Source organism: Micromonospora wenchangensis (genome assembly GCF_002210435.1).
In the GTDB taxonomy this organism is placed as follows: domain Bacteria; phylum Actinomycetota; class Actinomycetes; order Mycobacteriales; family Micromonosporaceae; genus Micromonospora; species Micromonospora wenchangensis.
The window spans coordinates 1-18,021 of record NZ_MZMV01000073.1; the positions used below are offsets into that span (position 1 = coordinate 1).

Here is an 18,021-nt window from a genome sequence, read left to right on the forward strand (position 1 = left end):
CCCCCGTCAACTGCATCCCGTCACCCGAGTCACCAGCAAACCGGATCACCACCCGGTCCAACTGACGGATCTGCTTGGTCACGCCTGCACCTCGCTTCGCTCGGCCCCGCCGCGCGTGCGGCTGCACATGATGGTGACCTCGCCTTGCCCGGCCACGCGACCTCCCTGATGCGCCGCTGCGCCCGGTCCGCCCGTGGCGGGCCGGACCGCTGTCATCTCTCGCCTCCGAGCCTACGTCCAGGGCTTAGGGCATCCTTGGTGGAGGTCCGACACCTGGGAACCGGGTCGGCGAAATCTGTACGGCTATGCGGTGATTTGTGATGCACGCCGTAATCGATATCACCGCGACCGTCCGGACGGCCCCCACCACCTGCTCCGACCGCCGGCAGGTCTGGTCGGCCGCCCGGTCGGCGGCGGGTCCCCCGCCACCTCGGCCGAGCGCCGGCGCAGCGCAGCGGTCGCCAGCACGAGGGCCAGCACCACCAGCAGGACGGAGACCGTGATCAGCGCGAGCGCGGTCCGCTGCGCGGAGGACATCCCGCTCAGCGCGACCGTCCCGCCCTGCGCCGCGATCAATCCCTGCGAACCCGTCGGCGCGGGCGTCCCCACCGGCGGGGTGGCCAGCGCGGCGGCGGCGGTGATCCGGAAGCTCATCTGGACCTGCCGGGCTGGCCCGCTCTCCGGGTCCAACCAGCCGGTCAGCGCCCCGGCCAGCGGGGCCTCGCGCTGGGCGTCCGGGGTGGCGGCGACCGTGAACCGGAGCGTCTGCGTCCGCCCCGCCGGCAGCACGCCGAGGTCGCAGCGGGTACGCGTCGGAGCCAGCGGTGCACAGCCGGCCGGCGGGTCCAGCACGCTGACCCCCTCCGGCAGGGTCACCTCGACCCGCCCGGTTGCCGGCACCCGGCCGGTGTTGCCCAGGTGGGCGGTCAGCACGGTGGGCCCGCCACTGATGTCGAAGGCCACCTCGTCGGCGTCGAGCAGTATCCCGGGCACCGGCGGGCCGGGCGGGAAGAGCACCGCGAACCCCTGGTCGTCCTGCGCGGTGCCGCCGTCCGGGCCGGTCGCGGTGACCCGTACCGCGCCGCTGAGGGGCATCTGCCGCCAGGCGGTGCCGCTGACCCGTACCCGGATCATGCTGTCGAACCGGTCGCCCGGCGCGGTGGCCCACTCTCCGCAGTGCCATCCGCCGTCGCCGCCGGCCCCGCAGCCCGGCGTCCCGGCGTCGGTGAGCCCGGCCGGCAGCGTGTAGGCCAGCCGGAGCCGCGCCGGCACGGACCCGGTGTTGGTGACGGTGACCCGCAGCGCGGTGACCGTGCCGTCGGCTGCCCAGTAACCGTCGTCGAGGGTCACGTCCCCGGTGTCCACCCGGACCCCGACCCGGTCGCCGCCCGGCTGGCCGGGGCGGGTGGGTCGGCCGGGCAGCGGCGGCCGGGCGGTCGGCACGCCGGTGGCCGTCGGCGCGGGCGCGGTGGTCGACGGTGGGGCGCCGGTGGGCTCCGGCGCGGCGGTGGTCGGTTCCGGGTCCGGCGGCAGCGTCGGCGGCGCGCTGGTCGGGCCCGCCCCGGTCGCCGTCGGCTCGACCGGGGGCGTGGTCGAGTCGGTCGGGTCGCCGCCGGGGGTCCCGGCGTCGGTCGGGTCGGTCACCGTCAGGGTCACGGTGGGTGGGGCAGCCAGGCCCGGGGTCACCCCGAGCGCGACCACCAGCCCGGCCGCCATGGTCGCCACGGACAGAGCGGGGGTACGCCGGGAGAGGGACCGCCGGACGGTACGCGCGTCCACGCCGGGCATCTGACCTCCGTGACCCTGGGTGCGAGTTCATTATTCGGTAACAGTTGCGGCGGGGCACTAGTACCGGCGGAAAATATTCGGTGACGGCCCGGTCGCCCTCGCCTCGTCCGGTGCGGCCCGCCGCCCGGTAGGCTCAGCCACCGTGACCGGTTACCTGGGCTCGTACGCGACGCTCGGGCTGCTGCTGCTCGCTGCCGTCCTCTTCTTCGTCACGGCGTTCTCGGCCAACCGGGTGTTACGTCCCCGTCGGCCGGCCGACCCGGTCGGCAAGCGGGCCGGCTACGAGTGCGGCCTCGACCCGGTCGGCGGCGACTGGGCGCAGATGCAGATCCGCTACTACGTGTACGCGTACCTCTACGTGCTGTTCGCCGTCGAGGCGGTCTTCCTCTTCCCCTGGGCGATGGTCTTCGACCGGCCCGGGTTCGGCGCGGTGACGGTCGCCGAGATGGGCGTCTTCGTGGCCGTGGTCGCGCTCGGCATCCTCTACGCCTGGCGCAAGCGCATCCTGCACTGGACCTGACCACCGCGCCGGGCTGACCACCCCGCCGGCCGGGCCGGCTCACCGGGCCGGCCGGGTCGGGTCACCCGGTGACCGGTCAGGCCAGGCCGCGGCGGGTGAGCGTCGGCGGCCGGTCGCCCCGGATCGAGGCCACCATGTCCAGCACCCGCCGGGTGGGCAGCACCTGGTGGGCGCGGAACACCCGCGCGCCGAGCCAGGCCGACACCGCCGTCGCGGCCAGCGTGCCCTCCAACCGCTCCGGCACCGGCAGGTCCAGCGTCTCGCCGATGAAGTCCTTGTTCGACAACGCCACCAGCAGCGGCCAGCCGGTGCCGGCCAGCTCGGCCAACCGGCGGGTGATCTCCAACGAGTGCCTGGTGTTCTTGCCGAAGTCGTGCGCCGGGTCGATCAGGATGCCGTCGGGGCGTACCCCCAGGGACACCGCCCGCTCGGCGAGCCCGGTCACCGTCGCGACCACGTCGGCGACCACGTCGGTGAACGCGGCCCGGTGCGGCCGGGTCCGGGGCGTCAGCCCACCGGCGTGGGAGCAGACCAGCCCCACGCCGGTCTCGGCGGCCACCCGGGCGAGCGCCGGATCGGCCCCGGACCAGGTGTCGTTGAGCAGGTCTGCGCCGGCCGCCACCGCCTCGACCGCCACCTCGGCCCGCCAGGTGTCGATCGAGATGACCACCCCGGGGAACGCGGCCCGGACGGCGGCGATGGTGTCCACCGTCCGGCGGATCTCCTCGGCCACGTCGACCTCGTCGCCCGGCCCGGCCTTCACCCCGCCGATGTCGATGATCTCCGCGCCCTCGGTGACCGCCCGCTCCACCGCGCGCAGGGCGCTGTCCTGGGCGAAGGTCGCGCCCCGGTCGAAGAACGAATCCGGCGTCCGGTTGACGATCGCCATCACCACCGGCTCGCCCGGGGCGAAGCTCCGCCCCCCGAGTCGCAGCGCCCCGGCCAATTCCGCCTCCCGCAGCTCACCGGCCGGACGACCCGGCCGACGCCGACGCTATCCGGTCGCCCGACCCGCCTCCGGGCCGGTACGACCCCGAAGACCCGGCCCGCCGGCAGGCCGTCCCGGCCGAAAGATCGGTGACGATGATGGTGGTTGGGGTCGCTCCGGAGGGTGTCCCCGTGCCACGATCTCTGCATGGGTCAGACTCTGCTCATTCTGGTCGTCGCGTTGACCGTGGCGGCGGTCGTGTTCGGCGTGACGGTGCTGATCTCGGGTCGGGACGGCCTCGCGCCCGTCGAGCCCGACGGCAGAGCCGTCCCGCTGCCGGGTGGCCGGCCGCTGCGGGAGTCGGACGTGGGCGCGCTGCGCTTCGACACCGCCCTGCGCGGCTACCGGATGGACCAGGTCGACCAGGCGATGCGCCGGGCCGGCTACGACATCGGGTACAAGACCGAGCTGATCGGGGTGTTGGAGGCCGAGATCGCCGCGCTGCGGGAGGGCCGTACCGCCGACGCCGACGCGCTGCGCCGTACCCGGGAGGAGGCCGCGAGCACCGCGTCCGACGCCTCCCCGACGACCGCCGACGTGCCCGCCGACCCGGACGGGCCGACCACCGGGGCCGTGTCGGTGGAGCCGGCGGACCAGCCCGTCCGCCCGTCAGCCGAGGCCGACCCGCCGGTCGCCGCCACCGGCGACGCCACCCCGACCGGCGACGCCACCCCGACCGACGGCCGCCCCGGGGACGACCGGGCGGGGGAGCCGGCCGGGGAGACCGACGCCGACCGTCCCGGCGGCGCGGTGGTCCGCTCGGAGCCGGTGTGACCGGACCGGACCCGGCGGGCGGCGGGTTGGCCGACGAGGCCGCCCAGCCCGGTGCCGGCGAGTTCACCGCCACGGTGATCGTCGACGCGCCCGCCGAGCGGGTCTTCGCCGCGCTCACCGACTGGGAGGGGCAGTCCGACTGGATTCCGCTGACCCGGGTCCGGGTGGTCGAGGGCGACGGCGGCGAGGGCAGCCTCATCGAGGCGGTCACCGCGCTCGGCCCGGCGGCGCTGCGCGACGAGATGCGGGTGGTCCGGGTCGACGCCCCCTACGAGGTGGGCGTGGTGCACTGCGGCAGGCTCCTGCGCGGCCCCGGGGTGCTGCGCTGCACCCCGCTGGCCGACGACCGGACCCAGGTGGTCTGGCACGAGTGGTTCCACCTGCCCGGTGGCGCGGCCGGCCGGGTCGCCTGGCCGCTGCTCTGGCCGGGTTCCAAGGCCAGCCTGACGCTGGCCCTGAAACGCTTCGCCCGCCTCGTCGAGTCCGGCCGGCTGCCCCGCCCGTCCACCCGCTGACGCTCTGCAGCGGGGTCGGTAGGGCCGCGTCACCCCGGCCCCGACGACGGGTGTCAGGCCCCTGGCCTAGCGTGTGACGGGTGACTGACCTGGTGACCGGCCCCGACGGCCTGCCGCGCTGCGCCTGGGGGGCGAGCACCCCGGACTACGCGATCTACCACGACACCGAGTGGGGCCGCCCGCTGCGCGGCGACGACGCCCTCTACGAACGGCTCACCCTGGAGGCGTTCCAGTCCGGGCTGTCCTGGCTGACCATCCTGCGCAAACGGCAGGCGTTCCGGCTCGCCTTCGCCGACTTCCGGATCGAGCGGGTCGCCGCCTTCGGCGACGCGGACGTGACCCGGCTGCTCGCCGACGCGGGCATCGTCCGGAACCGCGCCAAGATCGAGGCGGCGATCGCCAACGCCCGCGCCGCGCTGACCCTGCCCGACGGGCTCTCCGCGCTGCTCTGGTCGTACGCGCCGCCGCCCCGGCCGGCCCGGCTCGGATCGTTCGCCGAGGTGCCGGCGTCGACCCCCGAGTCCGTCGCCCTGGCCAAGGCGCTCAAGAAGCAGGGCTTCCGCTTCGTCGGCCCCACCACGGCGTATGCGCTGATGCAGGCCACCGGCATGGTCGACGACCATCTCGCGGGCTGCCACGCCGGCACCGCCGTGGCCCGTGATCAGATGGGGTCATGACCGTGACCGACCACCGCAGCACCGGCCCGACCGACGTCGACGGCGGGCCGGGCGGCGACGCCTGGGCGGTGCTGCTGCCGGCCGGGCGGCACGACGCCGAACGCCTCGTCCACCACGACACCCTGGAGCTGGCCGTCCCGGCCGGTGGGCCCGCCCCCCGCCCCGGTGACCGGGTGGCGGTGCTGGCCGACGGGCCGCCCCGGCTGGTGGCGCTGGGCCGGGTGGCCCGCAACGACGGGCGGGCGCTGCTGGTGACCTACACCCGGCGGTCGTTCGACGCGCCGGTGCCGGCCGGGCAGGTCGCCGTCGCCGGCCCGGTCACCCCGCTCGACCCGGGCACCTACCGCGACCTGGTCGACCGGCTCGGCCCGCCGCCGTCGCGCCGGACCTGGCTGGTCAGCCTCGACCTGCCGATCGAGGCCGAGTCGCGGGCCGAGGCGGTCCGGCTCTTCTGGTCGTACGTGCAGGAGCTGGGCCCGGCCGAGCTGCCCGCGTTCGTCTCGCCCAGCGGCGACGAGCTGGCCATGCAGGCGTTCGTGCTGGGCGTCGAGGCCAACCAGGACCCGGAGGAGGACGACTAGCCGCCCTCCGACCGGGTATGGGCGCACCGGTGCCGGCGCCCGGTCGGCCGGTCGAGGGAGGGCCGATGCGGTTCCAGGACAAGGTCGCATTCGTCACCGGTGGCGCCTCCGGGCTCGGCGAGGCCACCGCCCGGCGGTTCGCCGCCGAGGGGGCCCGGGTGGTGGTCGCCGACATCAACACCGAGGGCGCCGAGCGGGTCGCCGCCGACCTGCCCGACGCCCTCGCGGTCACCGTCGACACCGGTGACGCCGGCGCGGTGGAGCAGGGCGTCGCCGAAGCGGTGCGGCGCTACGGCCGGATCGACCTGATCTTCAACAATGCCGGTATCGACGGCCGGCAGCAGCCCCTGCACGAGATGGACGTGGAGAACTGGCAGAAGGTCCGCCGGATCAACGGCGACGGCGTGTTCCACGTGCTCAAGTACGGCATCGAGGCGATGCTGCGCGGCGGCGGGGGCGCGATCGTCAACACCTCGTCCACCACCGGCCTGGCGGCGCAGGAGAACATCTCCCCGTACACCTTCACCAAGGCCGGCATCGTCGGGCTGACCCGCTCGGCGGCGGTGGAGTACGCGGCCCGCAACATCCGGGTCAACGCGGTCGCCCCCACGGTGGTGATGACCCCGCTGGTGCGGCACTTCATCGACAGCGCGCCCGACCCGGCGGAGATGCGGGCCCGGATGGAGTCGTTCAACCCGAAACCCGGCATCCCCAGCCCGGACGACGTGGCCGGCGTGGTGCTGTTCCTCTGCTCCGACGACGCGGCCTGGATCACCGGCCACACGGTGCCCATCGACGGCGGGTACGTGGCCCGCTGACGGCCGGCATGTCCCCGCGCGCCCGGCCGGGCGGCTCAGTTGCCCTGGAAGACCGGCTTCTGCTTGTTGACGAAGGCGACGGTGGCGGCCCGGTGGTCGGCGGTGCCCCCGCAGATCGACTGGGCCTGCGCCTCGGCGGAGAGGGCGTCGGCGAGGGTGCCCGCGTCGGCGATGGAGAGCTGCCGCTTGATCGCCCCGTACGCGACGGTCGGGCCGGCGGCGAGCCGGGCGGCCAGCTCGTGCGCGGTGGGCAGCACCTGCTCGTCGTCGTCGACCAGCCGGGTGAGCAGGCCCAGCCGGCACGCCTCGTCGGCGGCGACCGGCTCGGCGAGCATCAGCAGCTCGACGGCCTTGGCGTGGCCGACCAGCCGGGGCAGCGTCCAGGACGCCCCGGTGTCGGCGGCCAGGCCCACCCCGGCGAACGCCATCAGGAACTTCGTCTTCGGCCCGCCGATCCGGAAGTCGGCCAGGAACGCCAGCGAGGCGCCCGCCCCGGCGGCCATCCCCCGGACGGCGGCGACCACCGGCTTGGGCAGGTTGGCCAGCCGGGCGGCGATCGGGTTGTAGTGCGCCCGGACGGTGTCCAGCGGGTCGCGGCCCGGCGACTCCAGCACCTGCACGTGCTCGCGCAGGTCCTGGCCGGCGCTGAACGAGCCGCCCGACCCGGCCAGCACCACCGCCCGGCAGGACCGGTCGGTCTCCAGCGCGGCCAGCGCGTCCCGCAGCGCCTCCTTGAGCGCCACGTCGAGGGCGTTCATCGCGGTGGGGCGGTTCATGGTCAGGGTGACCACGCCATCGGTGCGGTCGACGAGCAGCGGCTCGGTCACGTCTCTAACGGCCCTTCTGTCGGGGGACCCGGTTGCCGGCGTCGAGGCACTGCTCGACGTACCGGTCGGCCGCCGGCCGGAGCCGGGCGGCGTGCCGGTCGAAGAAGCTGGCGGCGGCGGTGCCGGGCCAGCGTTCGGGGAGCAGTGCCGGAGGGAGTTGAGGGTCCTGGAACAGGAAGGTACGCCACGCGTGCACCAGCCGGAACCGGGCCGCGTACGCCTCCTCGTCGCCACTGCGTACGGTCACCCCGGCGAGTTGGGCGCGCTGCTCGGCGACGAACCGTTCGTAGGCGTGCCCGATCTCGCCGAGGTCCCAGGCGCGGCGGACCACGCCCATCGCCCCGGGGGTGCCGGCGGCGTGCGCGGCGGTGAACCGCTCGTAGCGCACCCCGGCCTCCTCCAGCAGCAGGTCGACGTCCTCGCTGGCCCGGGTCGCCACCCAGGTGTGCTCGTCGAGGGTGCCGTAGCCGAGGAAGCTGAGGTTGGCGGCGAGCCGCTGGCGGTCGCGCCGGGCGGTCGGGGTGGACAGGACGAGCAGGTCGAACCGCCCGTCCCAGGTGATCCGGCCGGTGCGGTAGATCCGGGCGGCGGCCTCGTCGAGCCGCCGGACCGCCTTCGGTGTGATCGAATAACCTGGTCCGGAGGCGAGCCGCAGCGGTTCCAGCCAGCCCTGGCGCACCATCCGGGACACGGCGGTCCGGACGGCCGGCGGGGCGACGCCGAGCGGGGCCAGCAACTTCACCAGGGCGGCGACCGGTGCGCGCCCACCCCGCGTGCGGAGATGGTCGCCGTACAGGTCGAAGAGTGCCGACCGTGCCTGCATGACCGCACATTGTGACAGGCCTTCTCAAGATAAGCTAGATGCTGTTACATCAATGCTGCTCCGGTTTGGGTCCGGCGGTGTTCATCAGGGAAAATCGTGGTCGACGCCCCCGCGTACCTTGCGGGTGGTCATCACGAAGTGGCTGTGGGGCAGTACACCGACCCTGATGTATAGGTCTGAGGGGAGACAACATGGCGGCGATGAAGCCGCGGACGGGCGACGGTCCGCTGGAAGTCACCAAGGAGGGTCGGGGCATCGTCATGCGGGTCCCGCTGGAGGGCGGTGGCCGGCTCGTCGTCGAGATGACTCCCGACGAGGCCAACGCACTCGGTGACGCGCTGAAGGCGGCTGCCGGCTGATCGGCCGACACTCCGCGCGGTGCCGCGCGGAAGGTCCCTGGTCCCTGAGTCACCGGCACCGCCGGTGACTCAGGGACTTCGTCTGTCCCCAGCGGGTCGTCGAGGTCCCGCACCGCCAACTTTCCGGAGGTACGGTCCAGCGTGCTCGCCATCAGTCTCGCCGCCGCCCCCGACGGGTCGGACGTCCTCGTCCTGCCCGTCCGCGCCGCCACCGACCCGGACGACGCCGCACCGGTGCTGGTCGCCACCGCGTCGCCGCCCACCGACGAGGTGTGGGCGCAGGCGCGGGCGCTGCTGCCGGCCACCCGGCTGACCGGGCGGGCGGGCGAGACGCTGACCCAGCTCCGCCCCGGTGCTTCCCCCGCCCGGCTGCTGCTGCTCGGCGTGGGCGACGGCGGGGAACGGGCCTGGCGGACGGCCGGCGCCGCCCTGGCCCGCGCCGCCGTAGCTGAGACACATGTCACGTTGGCGGTGCCGGTCGACGCGTCCGCCGAGGTCGTCCGGGCCGTCGTGGAGGGGCTGCTGCTCGCCTCGTACCGTTTCCGGCTGACCGAGGCGGGGACGACGCCCGCGCTGGCCGGGGTGACCCTGCTGACCACCACGCCGGAGGCGTACACCGAGGTCGTCGGGACGGCCCGGACCACCGCCGCGATGACCCGCCTGGCCCGGGACCTGACCAACACCCCCTCGGCGGTGAAGACCCCGCAGTGGTTCGCCGCCCAGGTCGCCGACGCCGCCGCCGACCACCCCGACCTGCACCTGCGGGTACGCGGGCCGCAGGAGCTGGCGGACGAGGGTTTCGGCGGCATCCTCGCCGTCGGTGCCGGCTCGGCCAGCGGCCCCCGCCTGGTCGAGCTGGACTGGCGGCCCGCCGACGCCCGGCAGCACGTCGTCCTGGTCGGCAAGGGGATCACCTTCGACACCGGTGGCATCTCGATCAAGCCGGTGCCGGCGATGAAGCTGATGCGCAAGGACATGGCCGGCGCGGCGGCGGTGGTCGCGGCCACCCTCGGCGCGGCGGCGCTACGGCTGCCCGTCCGGGTCACCGCGCTGACCCCGCTGGCCGAGAACATGGTCAGCGGGTCGGCGTTCCGTCCCGGCGACGTCATCCGGCACTACGACGGGACGACGAGCGAGAGCACCAACTCCGACGCCGAGGGGCGGCTGGTGCTCGCCGACGCGCTCGGCTACGCGGCCCGCGAACTCCGCCCCGACCTGCTGGTCGACCTGGCCACCCTGACCGGCGCGAACGCGGTGGCGTTGGGCAAGCGGACCGGCGCGCTGTACAGCGACAACGACGAGCTGGCCGCCGCCGTGCTGGCCGCCGTGGCCGACGCGGGCGAGGCGGCCTGGCGGATGCCGCTGCCCGCCGACTATCTCGAACACCTCGGCAGCGACCTGGCCGACCGGCACAGCTCCCCGGACCGGGGGGCCGGTTCGGTGATGGCCGCGCTCTACCTGCGCGAGTTCACCGGGGAGCTGCGGGACCGCTGGCTGCACATCGACATGTCCGCACCGTCCTGGGCCGACGGCGACGACGCCGAGCTGACCCGGGGCGCGACCGGCTGGGGCGTGCGGGGCCTGCTGCGCTGGCTGGCGACGCTGGACTGAGCCGCCGCCGGGCCGGGTGCCCGCGTCCTGCGTCCCGGCGCGGTCGGCACCCGGCCCCGGTCGGCACCCGGTCGCCGTCAGCACCCGGTCAACGTCAGTGCCCGGCCGTGGTCAGCACTTGACCGCGGCCAGCAGGCCGTGACCGACCGGGAGCAGGGCCGGGATCCACTGCTCGGCCTCCCGGATCGCCTTGACCGTCTCCCGCATGGTCACCGTCTCGGCGTCCCGGGCGGCCGGGTCACCGATCCGGCCACCGGCGAATCCGCCGTTGAGGGCGAGCACCCCACCGGGGCGCAGCAGCCGCAGGGCGGCGTCGACGTACGCGGCCGAGCCGGTCGTCTCACCGTCGACGAAGATCAGGTCGTACGCACCGTCGGCGAGCCGGGGCAGCACGTCCAGCGCCCGGCCGGTGATGATCCGGGTACGGCCGGACGGGAAACCCGCCTCGACGAAGATCCGCCGGGCGATCCGCTGGTGCTCGACCTCGACGTCGATGGTGGTGAGCACCCCGTCGGCGCGCATCCCGCGCAGCAGCCACACCCCGCTGACCCCGGTGCCGGTGCCGATCTCCACCACCGCGCGGGCGTTGCCGGCGGCGGCGAGCAGGCGCAGCGCCGCCCCGGCGCCGGGGGTGACCGCGTCGAGGCCGACCTCCCGGGCGAGGCTCCGGGCGGTGGCCAGCACGATGTCCTCTCCGACGTACGACTCGGCGAACTGCAACGACTGCGCCGTGGGGCTGCCGGAACTGGCGACCGTGGCGATGGGACACCTCCGGGCGGTGGCGATGGGACGCGGAGCGGGTGGGCGCTATGAGCCTAGAGGCGAGGCTCCTTCGGCCGCGAGTCCACCCGTGCCGGCCCGGGTGGCGCGACGGCGGGCCGGCGGACGGGGTACGGGCGGACAACAGCTGACTCCACCCGGCGCATCCGTGCAATCCTGGATGGGGTGCCCCCCGCGCCGTGACCGCCACCCCCGGTCGTGGTCCGGGGCACCGGGGGACGACTGGGAGGCACCGACGTGACCGACGGCTGGGAGTGGCGAGCGCCCGGCGGGACTCCGGGTTCGGCGGGGCCGCCGCCCGGTCCGCCGCAGACGGCCCCGACGACGCCGTACGGCGGGTCGGCTTCACCCTGGTGGTCCGACGCGCTCGCCGACCCCTGGCGGGACCCGTACGCCCCGGCGGCGGTCGTGCTGCCGAGCGTGCCGGCCACCGGTGCCGCGCCGGAGCCGGTCACCGACCCGGATGCGCCAGGCCGACCACGACTGCGTCAACTGCTGCTCGTCCCGCTGATCGTGGCGTTGCTCGCCGGCACCCTGGGCGGTGCCCTCGGGTACGCCTTCGCGGTGCGCGGCGGTGTCGGCGGCGGGGTCACCCTGGGGGCCGGCCCGGCCGAGGGGCCCGGGCTGGCCCAGCGTCGCCCGGACTCGCTGGCCGGGGTCGCCGGCCGGGTCCTGCCCAGCGTGGTGACGATCCGGGTGGCCGGCCCGGCCGGCACCAGCGAGGGCTCCGGGTTCATCGTCAGCACCGACGGCTACGTGGTCACCAACGACCACGTGGTCGCCGACGGCACCGGCCGGGCGTCGGTGACCTTCAACGACGGCAGCAGCTCCCCGGCGACGGTGGTCGGGCAGGACCCGGAGTCGGACATCGCGGTGATCAAGGTGAACCGCACGGGGCTGCGGCCGATCGAGTTCGGTGACTCGGACGCGCTCGCGGTGGGGGACCCGGTGCTGGCCATCGGTTCGCCGCTGTCCCTGGCGAACACAGTCACCGCCGGCATCATCAGCGCGCTGGACCGCACCATGCAGGCGGGGGAGCCGGGCGGGCCGGTCCGCTACTACGCGGCGATCCAGACCGACGCGGCGGTCAACCACGGCAACTCGGGTGGCCCGCTGGTCGACGCGGCCGGCCGGGTGATCGGGGTGAACTCGACAATCAAGTCGCTGGTGGCCGAGGGGCAGGAGGCGGGGAACATCGGCCTCGCCTTCGCCATCCCGATCAACCAGGCGAAACGGATCACCCAGGACATCATCGGCACGGGCAAGGCCCGGCGTACCGTGATCGGGGCCCAGGTCGCGGGGACCGGCACGGCCACCCGGGCGGGCGTCGGGGTCCGCCTGGCCGCCGTGGAACCGGCCGGTCCGGCCGCCGGGGCGGGGCTGCGGACCGGGGACGTCGTGCTCCGGCTCAACGGCCGGCCGATCAACGATCCGACCGACCTGATCGCCCTGGTCCGCAAGTTCGCCCCGGGGTCGGTGGTGACCGTGGAGTACCGGCGCGGGTCGACCCGGCAGAACGCCTCGGTGACGCTCGCCGCGGACGCCAAGTGAGGGCCGTTCACCCCCTCCCGGACCGGGCCCTGACGTGCGTAGGCTTGGGTCGACGTGACGAGGAGGCCCTGCGGTGCTCGACAACCTGAACTGGTGGGAGATCGGCGTCCTGCTGCTCCTGGCACTGCTGATCTTCGGGGACCGGCTGCCCAACGTCATCAGCGACGGCCTGCGGATGGTGCGCAACCTGCGGGCGATGGCCCGCAACGCGACCGGCGACCTGAGCCGTGAGCTGGGCACCGACATCCAGTTGGAGGACCTCCACCCGAAGGCGTTCATCCGCAAGCACCTGCTCAGCGAGGAGGACGAGCAGGCGATCCGCAAGCCCCTCCAGGGCGTCTACGACGACCTGCGGGCGGACGTCACCGGGGTGCACGAGGAGCTCAAGGGCGTCGCCGACCGGATCGACCCGCGGGCCGCCGCCCGCAAGAGCAGCACGACGAGCACCGCCTCCGCGCCCGCCCCGGCCCCCCGCCCCAGCTACGACGACGCCACCTGACCCGCGTCCGGTCCTCGGACCCCGCCCGGCCGGGCTGTCGTGATCCACGCGATGGAGCACCTATGGCGGTGTCCCCAACAGGGGGCACCGCATCATCGGCTCAGGTGAGGGGATCAGGCCCGTGCCACGGGCCCGGGAGGTCAGCGCCCGGCGGGCTTGAGACCCAGCGACTTGCCGAGCAGCGACTCGCGGCGTACCGCCAGCCGGTCGGCCACCTGGTGCAGCGCCTTCGCGGCGGGCGCGTCCGGCGCGGCCAGCACGATGGGGGTGCCGGCGTCGCCGCCCTCGCGGACCCGGCTGTCCATCGGGATCTGGCCCAGCAGCGGCACCTGCGCGCCGATCGTCCGGCTCAACGACTCGGCCACGGCCGCGCCGCCGCCGGTGCCGAAGACCTCCATCCGGGACCCGTCCGGCAGCTCCAGCCAGGACATGTTCTCGATGACGCCGACGATCCGCTGGTGGGTCTGCAACGAGATCGCGCCGGCCCGCTCGGCGACCTCGGCCGCCGCGGCCTGCGGGGTGGTCACCACCAGGATCTCGGCGTTGGGCAGCAGTTGGGCGACGGAGATGGCGATGTCACCGGTGCCCGGGGGCAGGTCGAGCAGGAGGACGTCCAGCTCGCCCCAGTAGACGTCGCCGAGGAACTGCTGCAACGCCCGGTGCAGCATCGGGCCGCGCCACACCACCGCCGCGTTGCCCGGGGTGAACATGCCGATCGAGATGACCTTCACGCCGTTCGCCTGCGGCGGCATGATCATGTCTTCCACCCGGGTCGGCTTGCCCTCCGCGCCGAGCATCCGGGGCACCGAGTGGCCGTAGATGTCGGCGTCGACCACGCCGACGGACAGGCCCCGGGCGGCCAGCGCGGCGGCCAGGTTGACCGTGACGCTGGACTTGCCGACACCGCCCTTGCCGCTGGCCACCGCGTAGACCCGGGTACGGGAGCCCGGCTGGGCGAACGGGATGACCGGCTCATCGGTGCCGGCCCCGCCGCGCAGCTTGCCCTGCAACTCCTGCCGCTGCTCCGGGCTCATCACCCCGAACTCGATCTCCACGCCGCTCACCCCGGGCACCGCGCCGACGGCGGCGGTGATGTCCCCGCGCAGCTTGTCCTTCAGCGGGCAGCCGGCCACGGTGAGCAGCAGCCCGACCCGGACCACGCCGTCCTCGCCGATCTCGGCGGAGCGGACCATGCCGAGGTCGGTGATGGGCCGACGGATCTCCGGGTCGTTGACGGTGGCCAGCGCGGCCTGGATCGCGTCGGAGAGGGTGCTGACGGGAGCTGACATGCGGGCAATGCTACGTCGGGCGGCCGGGGCGTCCGCCAACAGCGGGGCCGGGTGTGAGCGAATCGATCGACCCGCCGGGGTCGCCCCGCCCCACCGGACAAAGCCGGACGATCAGGTACGGGACCCCGGCCCGTTCAGCTATCCGGGCGGCGACCGTCGCGGGCGTAGTCGCCGTCCAGATCGTCGCGCGGCTCGTCGAGCGGTGGCTCGCCCCCACCGGAGCGGCCCTCACCCCGCCCCACCGGCCGTTCCGGCTGCCGCAACTCCCGCTTCTGCCGCCGCTGCGCCGCCGCGTCCAGCTCCTCGGCCAGCCGGGCCAGCTCCGAGCGGAGGAAGTCCCGGGTCGCCACCTCACCCAGGGCGATCCGCAGCGCGGCCACCTCCCGGGCCAGGTACTCGGTGTCCGCCTTCTGCATGGTCGCCCGGCGGCGGTCCTCCTCCAGCGCCACCCGGTCCCGGTCGGTCTGCCGGTTCTGCGCGAGCAGGATCAGCGGGGCCGCGTACGACGCCTGCAACGACAGCACCAGGGTCAGGAACGTGAACGTGTACGGGTCGAAGCGCAGGTCCGCCGGGGCCAGGGTGTTCCAGCCGAACCACAACGCGATCACCACCGTCATGTAGACGATGAAGTTCGCCGTGCCCATGCCCCGGGCGATCCCCTCCGACCACCTGCCGAACGCCTCCGGGTCGAACCGGGGCAGCTTGACGCCCCGGGGCTCGCGCGGCTGGTCCAACCGCTCGGTCCGCCGCTGGTCAGCCATCGGAGTCACCGCCTACCGGCGTGCCGGGCAGCTCCGTCTCGTCGGTGCCCGGGGTGGGCACGGCGTCGCGGTCCCGCCAGTCCCGGGGCAGCGAGTGGTCGAGGACGTCGTCGACGGTGACCGCACCGACCAGCCGGTTGTTCCGGTCGACCACCGGCATCGCGACCAGGTCGTAGGTGGCCATCCGGCGGGTTATCTCCGGCAACGGGGTGGTCGGCCGCAGCGGGTCGATGTCGTTGATCACCACCCCGCCGAGCAGGTCGGCCGGGGGTTCGCGCAGCAGCCGCTGGAAGTGCACGATGCCCAGGTAACGGCCGGTCGGGGTGGTCATCGGGGCGCGGGTCACGAAGACCTGCGCGGCGATCGCCGGGGAGAGCTGCTCCTCCCTGATCCGGGCCAGCGCCTCGGCGACCGTGGCGTCCGGCGGCAGGATCACCGGCTCGGAGGTCATCACGCTGCCCGCCGTACCGGAGGTGTACTTGAGCAGCTGGCGGACCGGGTCGGCCTCGTCCGGCTCCATCAGGTCGAGCAGCACGTCCTGCTCCGGCGGGGGCAGCTCGTTGAGCAGGTCGGCGGCGTCGTCCGGGTCCATCTCCTCCAGCACGTCGGCGGCCCGTTCCCGGTCCAGTGCGGCGAGGATCTCCACCTGGTCGCGTTCGGGCAGCTCGCTGAGCACGTCGGCGAGACGTTCGTCGTCGAGGGCCGCCGCGACCTCGTTGCGCCGCGCGTCGGGCAGATCCTGCAGCGCGTTGGCCAGGTCGGCGGGGCGCATGTCCTCCAGCACGGCCAGCAGGTTGGCCGTGCCCCGGTTGTCGGCGAGGCCGCTCAGCCCGCGTACCCGGTCCCAGTCCACCTGGTGCAGGTGGCCACGGCGGGTCAACCGGCTGGTCTGTTCGCGGACGGCGACCCGGGACAACGACCACTCGCCGCCCCGGCTGCACTCCATCGCCACGTCCACCACCGCGCCGGGCTGGCCGCCCGGGTCGAGCTGCACCCGCCGGTCCAGCAGTTCCTGGAGGACGAGCAGCTCGTTGGGACGTTTGGAGAAGCGGCGCAGGTTGAGGGTGCCGCTGCCGAGGACCACCGCGTCGGCGTCGATGGAGGTGATCCGGTTGATGGACAGGAAGATCCGGCGGCGCATCGGCATCTCGGCCACCAGACCCACCACCTCGGGCGGACGCTGGGTCGGCCGGATCCGGGCGACCGCGTCGCGGACCCGCCCCACCTGGTCGCCGTTCGGGTCGAAGACGGCGACTCCGGCGAGTCGAGCGATGTAGACCCGGTTCGGCGTGCTCACGGCCCCCAGCCTAAGCGCCTAATGTTTATCACCATGTCGACCCTGGCCTACGAGATCGTGGACGTCTTCACCGACCGCCCGTTCGCCGGCAACCCCCTGGCCGTGGTGTTCGGCGCCGAAGCGCTGGCCACCGAGCAGATGCAGGTGCTGGCGATGGAGTTCAACCTGTCGGAGACGGTGTTCGTGCTGCCGCCGACCCAGGTGGGCGCCACCTACCGGGCCCGGATCTTCACCCCGACCGGGGAACTGCCCTTCGCCGGCCACCCCAGCGTCGGCGCGGCGGTCACCGCCAGCCGCCGTGGCCTGTTCCCCGCCGGGTCGGTCAGCCAGGAGTGCCACGCCGGGGTGCTGCCGATCGAGGTGACCACGACCGGCGCCACCCTGACCGGTGGCACCCCCACCCTCGGACCGGAACTCGACCCGGAACCGCTGCTGGAGATGGCCGGGCTCACCGCCGCCGACCACGCCGGTCCGGCCCCCCGGGTGGCCGGCTGCGGGCTGGAGTTCCCCTACCTGCCGGTGCACCCCGACGCGGTGGCCCGCGCCCGGGTCAACACGGCGGCCGCCCAGCGGTACGGGGTGGAGCACGTCAGCGTGTTCTCCTGGGACGCCGACACGCGCACCGCCCACGCCCGGGTCTTCGTGCCGGGGCTCGGCGTGCCCGAGGACCCGGCCACCGGCTCGGCCGCCCTGGGCCTGGGCGTGTGGCTGGTCGCCACCGGTCTGCTCCCCGGTGCCGGCCGCAGCGAGTACGCCGTCCGGCAGGGCGCGGAGATCGGCCGCCCGTCCGCCCTGGCCTGCACGGTGACCGCCGAGGACGGGGCGGCGGTCGGCACGACGGTGACCGGTCAGGTGATGCCGGTCGCCCGGGGCGAGATCCTGGTGCCGCCGTTCGTCGGGTGACCGGGCCACCGCCGTCACCGTCCGGGCCGGCGGCGGCAGTCGGGTGCCGGGCGGGTGGGAGCTGCGAGAGGATGCGGGTGTGACGGACGAGGTGGACGCCTCCCGGTCGACGCCACTTGTCGACGAGGCGATGAAGAAGGCCGCCGTGGCCTGGGTGGGGGTCGGCGACGGGCCGGCGGTCGCGCTGTGGTGCGTACCCCTGGAGGGGTCGTTGTTCGTGGTCAGCGGGCCGGGGGAGCAGACCGCGCCGGGGCTGGCCGACGCCGCCACGGCCCGGGTGACCCTGCGCGGCGACCACGGCGGGCGCATCGTGACCTGGCCGGCGCGGGTGACCCGGCTGGCCCCGGGCAGCCCGCAGTGGGAGACCTCCGCGCCGCTGGTGGCGGCGAAGCGGCTCAACGCCTCCGGTCCGACCGCCGACCTGGTGGCCCGCTGGGCGGCCGACGGCTGCGCGCTGACCCGCCTCGCCCCGGACGGCCCGCCGGACGCCGGGGACGCGCTGCCGGACACCTCGCTGGCCGCCGAACCCCGGGGCGCGGCCGTGGTCCGGGCCACCCGCAAGCCGTTCCGCCTGCACCGGGTCCGCCGCCGCTGACCCCACCGGCCGTCGCCGCCGGGCACCGCTGACCGGCACCCCGCCGTCGCCGCCGGGCAGCGCCG

Annotated in this window: 20 protein-coding genes; 12 read left to right on the forward strand and 8 right to left on the reverse strand. The window is 74.7% G+C overall.

Translation table 11 applies throughout. The features are described 5' to 3' along the window. Positions 1 to 339 precede the first annotated feature (339 nt). Positions 340 to 1,788, reverse strand: a complete 1,449-nt coding sequence (locus tag B5D80_RS28435; protein WP_211291686.1) for a hypothetical protein — start codon at positions 1,786 to 1,788, stop codon at positions 340 to 342. 142 nt (positions 1,789 to 1,930) lie between these two features. On the opposite strand from B5D80_RS28435, the gene ndhC reads away from it, so the two are divergent. Next, on the forward strand, positions 1,931 to 2,308 hold the full coding sequence (gene ndhC / locus B5D80_RS28440) for an NADH-quinone oxidoreductase subunit A (RefSeq protein WP_088647014.1): 378 nt from the start codon (positions 1,931 to 1,933) through the stop codon (positions 2,306 to 2,308). Between the two features lie 76 nt (positions 2,309 to 2,384). Here ndhC and folP read toward each other — a convergent pair whose 3' ends face one another. Continuing rightward, the gene (gene folP, locus B5D80_RS28445; RefSeq protein WP_088647015.1) at positions 2,385 to 3,254 is read right to left on the reverse strand and encodes a dihydropteroate synthase; all 870 of its coding nucleotides are present in this window, start codon (positions 3,252 to 3,254) and stop codon (positions 2,385 to 2,387) included. A 189-nt stretch (positions 3,255 to 3,443) separates the two neighbouring features. On the opposite strand from folP, the gene B5D80_RS28450 reads away from it, so the two are divergent. From B5D80_RS28450 to B5D80_RS28470, 5 genes are all read left to right on the forward strand, one after another. Continuing rightward, on the forward strand, positions 3,444 to 4,070 hold the full coding sequence (locus B5D80_RS28450; RefSeq protein WP_088647016.1) for a DivIVA domain-containing protein: 627 nt from the start codon (positions 3,444 to 3,446) through the stop codon (positions 4,068 to 4,070). Continuing rightward, positions 4,067 to 4,585: an SRPBCC family protein gene (locus B5D80_RS28455; RefSeq protein WP_088647017.1), complete on the forward strand. Its 519-nt coding sequence runs from the start codon at positions 4,067 to 4,069 to the stop codon at positions 4,583 to 4,585. The genes B5D80_RS28450 and B5D80_RS28455 overlap by 4 nt, the downstream gene beginning before the upstream one ends. An 80-nt stretch (positions 4,586 to 4,665) precedes the next feature. Continuing rightward, positions 4,666 to 5,262 (forward strand): DNA-3-methyladenine glycosylase I, encoded by a 597-nt coding sequence (locus B5D80_RS28460; protein WP_088647018.1) that lies wholly within the window; start codon positions 4,666 to 4,668, stop codon positions 5,260 to 5,262. Continuing rightward, positions 5,259 to 5,843 (forward strand): hypothetical protein, encoded by a 585-nt coding sequence (locus B5D80_RS28465; RefSeq protein WP_088647019.1) that lies wholly within the window; start codon positions 5,259 to 5,261, stop codon positions 5,841 to 5,843. The genes B5D80_RS28460 and B5D80_RS28465 overlap by 4 nt, the downstream gene beginning before the upstream one ends. A gap of 65 nt (positions 5,844 to 5,908) precedes the next feature. Continuing rightward, on the forward strand, positions 5,909 to 6,661 hold the full coding sequence (locus B5D80_RS28470) for an SDR family NAD(P)-dependent oxidoreductase (protein WP_088647042.1): 753 nt from the start codon (positions 5,909 to 5,911) through the stop codon (positions 6,659 to 6,661). Positions 6,662 to 6,696: 35 nt separating this feature from the next. On the opposite strand, the gene B5D80_RS28475 is transcribed toward B5D80_RS28470, so the two are convergent. Then, a complete protein-coding gene (locus B5D80_RS28475) occupies positions 6,697 to 7,488 on the reverse strand; it encodes an enoyl-CoA hydratase/isomerase family protein (protein ID WP_088647020.1) in 792 nt (263 codons plus the stop codon). Between the two features lie 4 nt (positions 7,489 to 7,492). Continuing rightward, on the reverse strand, positions 7,493 to 8,311 hold the full coding sequence (locus B5D80_RS28480) for a PaaX family transcriptional regulator (protein ID WP_088647021.1): 819 nt from the start codon (positions 8,309 to 8,311) through the stop codon (positions 7,493 to 7,495). A gap of 191 nt (positions 8,312 to 8,502) precedes the next feature. Between B5D80_RS28480 and B5D80_RS28485 the strand changes: the two genes are divergently transcribed. Beyond that, the gene (locus B5D80_RS28485) at positions 8,503 to 8,670 is read left to right on the forward strand and encodes a DUF3117 domain-containing protein (protein ID WP_007455245.1); all 168 of its coding nucleotides are present in this window, start codon (positions 8,503 to 8,505) and stop codon (positions 8,668 to 8,670) included. Between the two features lie 141 nt (positions 8,671 to 8,811). Further along, positions 8,812 to 10,281, forward strand: a complete 1,470-nt coding sequence (locus B5D80_RS28490; protein ID WP_088647022.1) for a leucyl aminopeptidase family protein — start codon at positions 8,812 to 8,814, stop codon at positions 10,279 to 10,281. A 111-nt stretch (positions 10,282 to 10,392) separates the two neighbouring features. Here the strand turns inward: B5D80_RS28490 and B5D80_RS28495 are convergent, their stop codons facing one another. After that, on the reverse strand, positions 10,393 to 11,001 hold the full coding sequence (locus B5D80_RS28495; protein WP_204927355.1) for an O-methyltransferase: 609 nt from the start codon (positions 10,999 to 11,001) through the stop codon (positions 10,393 to 10,395). A 282-nt stretch (positions 11,002 to 11,283) separates the two neighbouring features. Between B5D80_RS28495 and B5D80_RS28500 the strand changes: the two genes are divergently transcribed. Further along, positions 11,284 to 12,612, forward strand: coding sequence for a S1C family serine protease (locus B5D80_RS28500; RefSeq protein WP_211291687.1), 1,329 nt, complete (start codon positions 11,284 to 11,286; stop codon positions 12,610 to 12,612). A gap of 73 nt (positions 12,613 to 12,685) precedes the next feature. Continuing rightward, positions 12,686 to 13,111, forward strand: coding sequence for a twin-arginine translocase TatA/TatE family subunit (locus tag B5D80_RS28505; protein WP_088647024.1), 426 nt, complete (start codon positions 12,686 to 12,688; stop codon positions 13,109 to 13,111). A gap of 140 nt (positions 13,112 to 13,251) precedes the next feature. Here the strand turns inward: B5D80_RS28505 and B5D80_RS28510 are convergent, their stop codons facing one another. The 3 genes from B5D80_RS28510 to B5D80_RS28520 all read right to left on the reverse strand — a co-directional run bounded on the left by B5D80_RS28510 (position 13,252) and on the right by B5D80_RS28520 (position 16,458). Next, a complete protein-coding gene (locus tag B5D80_RS28510; protein WP_088647025.1) occupies positions 13,252 to 14,400 on the reverse strand; it encodes a P-loop NTPase in 1,149 nt (382 codons plus the stop codon). Positions 14,401 to 14,534: 134 nt separating this feature from the next. Continuing rightward, the gene (locus B5D80_RS28515; RefSeq protein WP_088647026.1) at positions 14,535 to 15,161 is read right to left on the reverse strand and encodes a DUF1003 domain-containing protein; all 627 of its coding nucleotides are present in this window, start codon (positions 15,159 to 15,161) and stop codon (positions 14,535 to 14,537) included. Continuing rightward, positions 15,154 to 16,458 carry a magnesium transporter MgtE N-terminal domain-containing protein gene (locus B5D80_RS28520; RefSeq protein ID WP_088647027.1) on the reverse strand — a complete coding sequence of 435 codons (1,305 nt, stop codon included), beginning with the start codon at positions 16,456 to 16,458 and terminating at the stop codon, positions 15,154 to 15,156. Before B5D80_RS28520 ends, B5D80_RS28515 begins: the two co-directional genes overlap by 8 nt. 33 nt (positions 16,459 to 16,491) lie before the next feature. On the opposite strand from B5D80_RS28520, the gene B5D80_RS28525 reads away from it, so the two are divergent. After that, positions 16,492 to 17,361 carry a PhzF family phenazine biosynthesis protein gene (locus B5D80_RS28525; RefSeq protein WP_088647028.1) on the forward strand — a complete coding sequence of 290 codons (870 nt, stop codon included), beginning with the start codon at positions 16,492 to 16,494 and terminating at the stop codon, positions 17,359 to 17,361. 130 nt (positions 17,362 to 17,491) lie between these two features. Continuing rightward, on the forward strand, positions 17,492 to 17,956 hold the full coding sequence (locus tag B5D80_RS28530) for a hypothetical protein (protein WP_425437278.1): 465 nt from the start codon (positions 17,492 to 17,494) through the stop codon (positions 17,954 to 17,956). The last annotated feature ends 65 nt before the right edge of the window (positions 17,957 to 18,021 follow it).

Excerpts from the sequence above, each read along its gene's own strand:
- B5D80_RS28525 (WP_088647028.1), top strand. The coding sequence starts at position 16,492 with ATGTCGACCCTGGCCTACGAGATCGTGGACGTCTTCACCGACCGCCCG.
- B5D80_RS28480 (WP_088647021.1), bottom strand. The coding sequence starts at position 8,311 with ATGCAGGCACGGTCGGCACTCTTCGACCTGTACGGCGACCATCTCCGC.
- B5D80_RS28465 (WP_088647019.1), top strand. The coding sequence starts at position 5,259 with ATGACCGTGACCGACCACCGCAGCACCGGCCCGACCGACGTCGACGGC.
- B5D80_RS28435 (WP_211291686.1), bottom strand. The coding sequence starts at position 1,788 with ATGCCCGGCGTGGACGCGCGTACCGTCCGGCGGTCCCTCTCCCGGCGT.
- B5D80_RS28515 (WP_088647026.1), bottom strand. The coding sequence starts at position 15,161 with ATGGCTGACCAGCGGCGGACCGAGCGGTTGGACCAGCCGCGCGAGCCC.
- B5D80_RS28530 (WP_425437278.1), top strand. The coding sequence starts at position 17,492 with ATGAAGAAGGCCGCCGTGGCCTGGGTGGGGGTCGGCGACGGGCCGGCG.
- B5D80_RS28470 (WP_088647042.1), top strand. The coding sequence starts at position 5,909 with ATGCGGTTCCAGGACAAGGTCGCATTCGTCACCGGTGGCGCCTCCGGG.
- B5D80_RS28450 (WP_088647016.1), top strand. The coding sequence starts at position 3,444 with ATGGGTCAGACTCTGCTCATTCTGGTCGTCGCGTTGACCGTGGCGGCG.
- B5D80_RS28510 (WP_088647025.1), bottom strand. The coding sequence starts at position 14,400 with ATGTCAGCTCCCGTCAGCACCCTCTCCGACGCGATCCAGGCCGCGCTG.
- B5D80_RS28485 (WP_007455245.1), top strand. The coding sequence starts at position 8,503 with ATGGCGGCGATGAAGCCGCGGACGGGCGACGGTCCGCTGGAAGTCACC.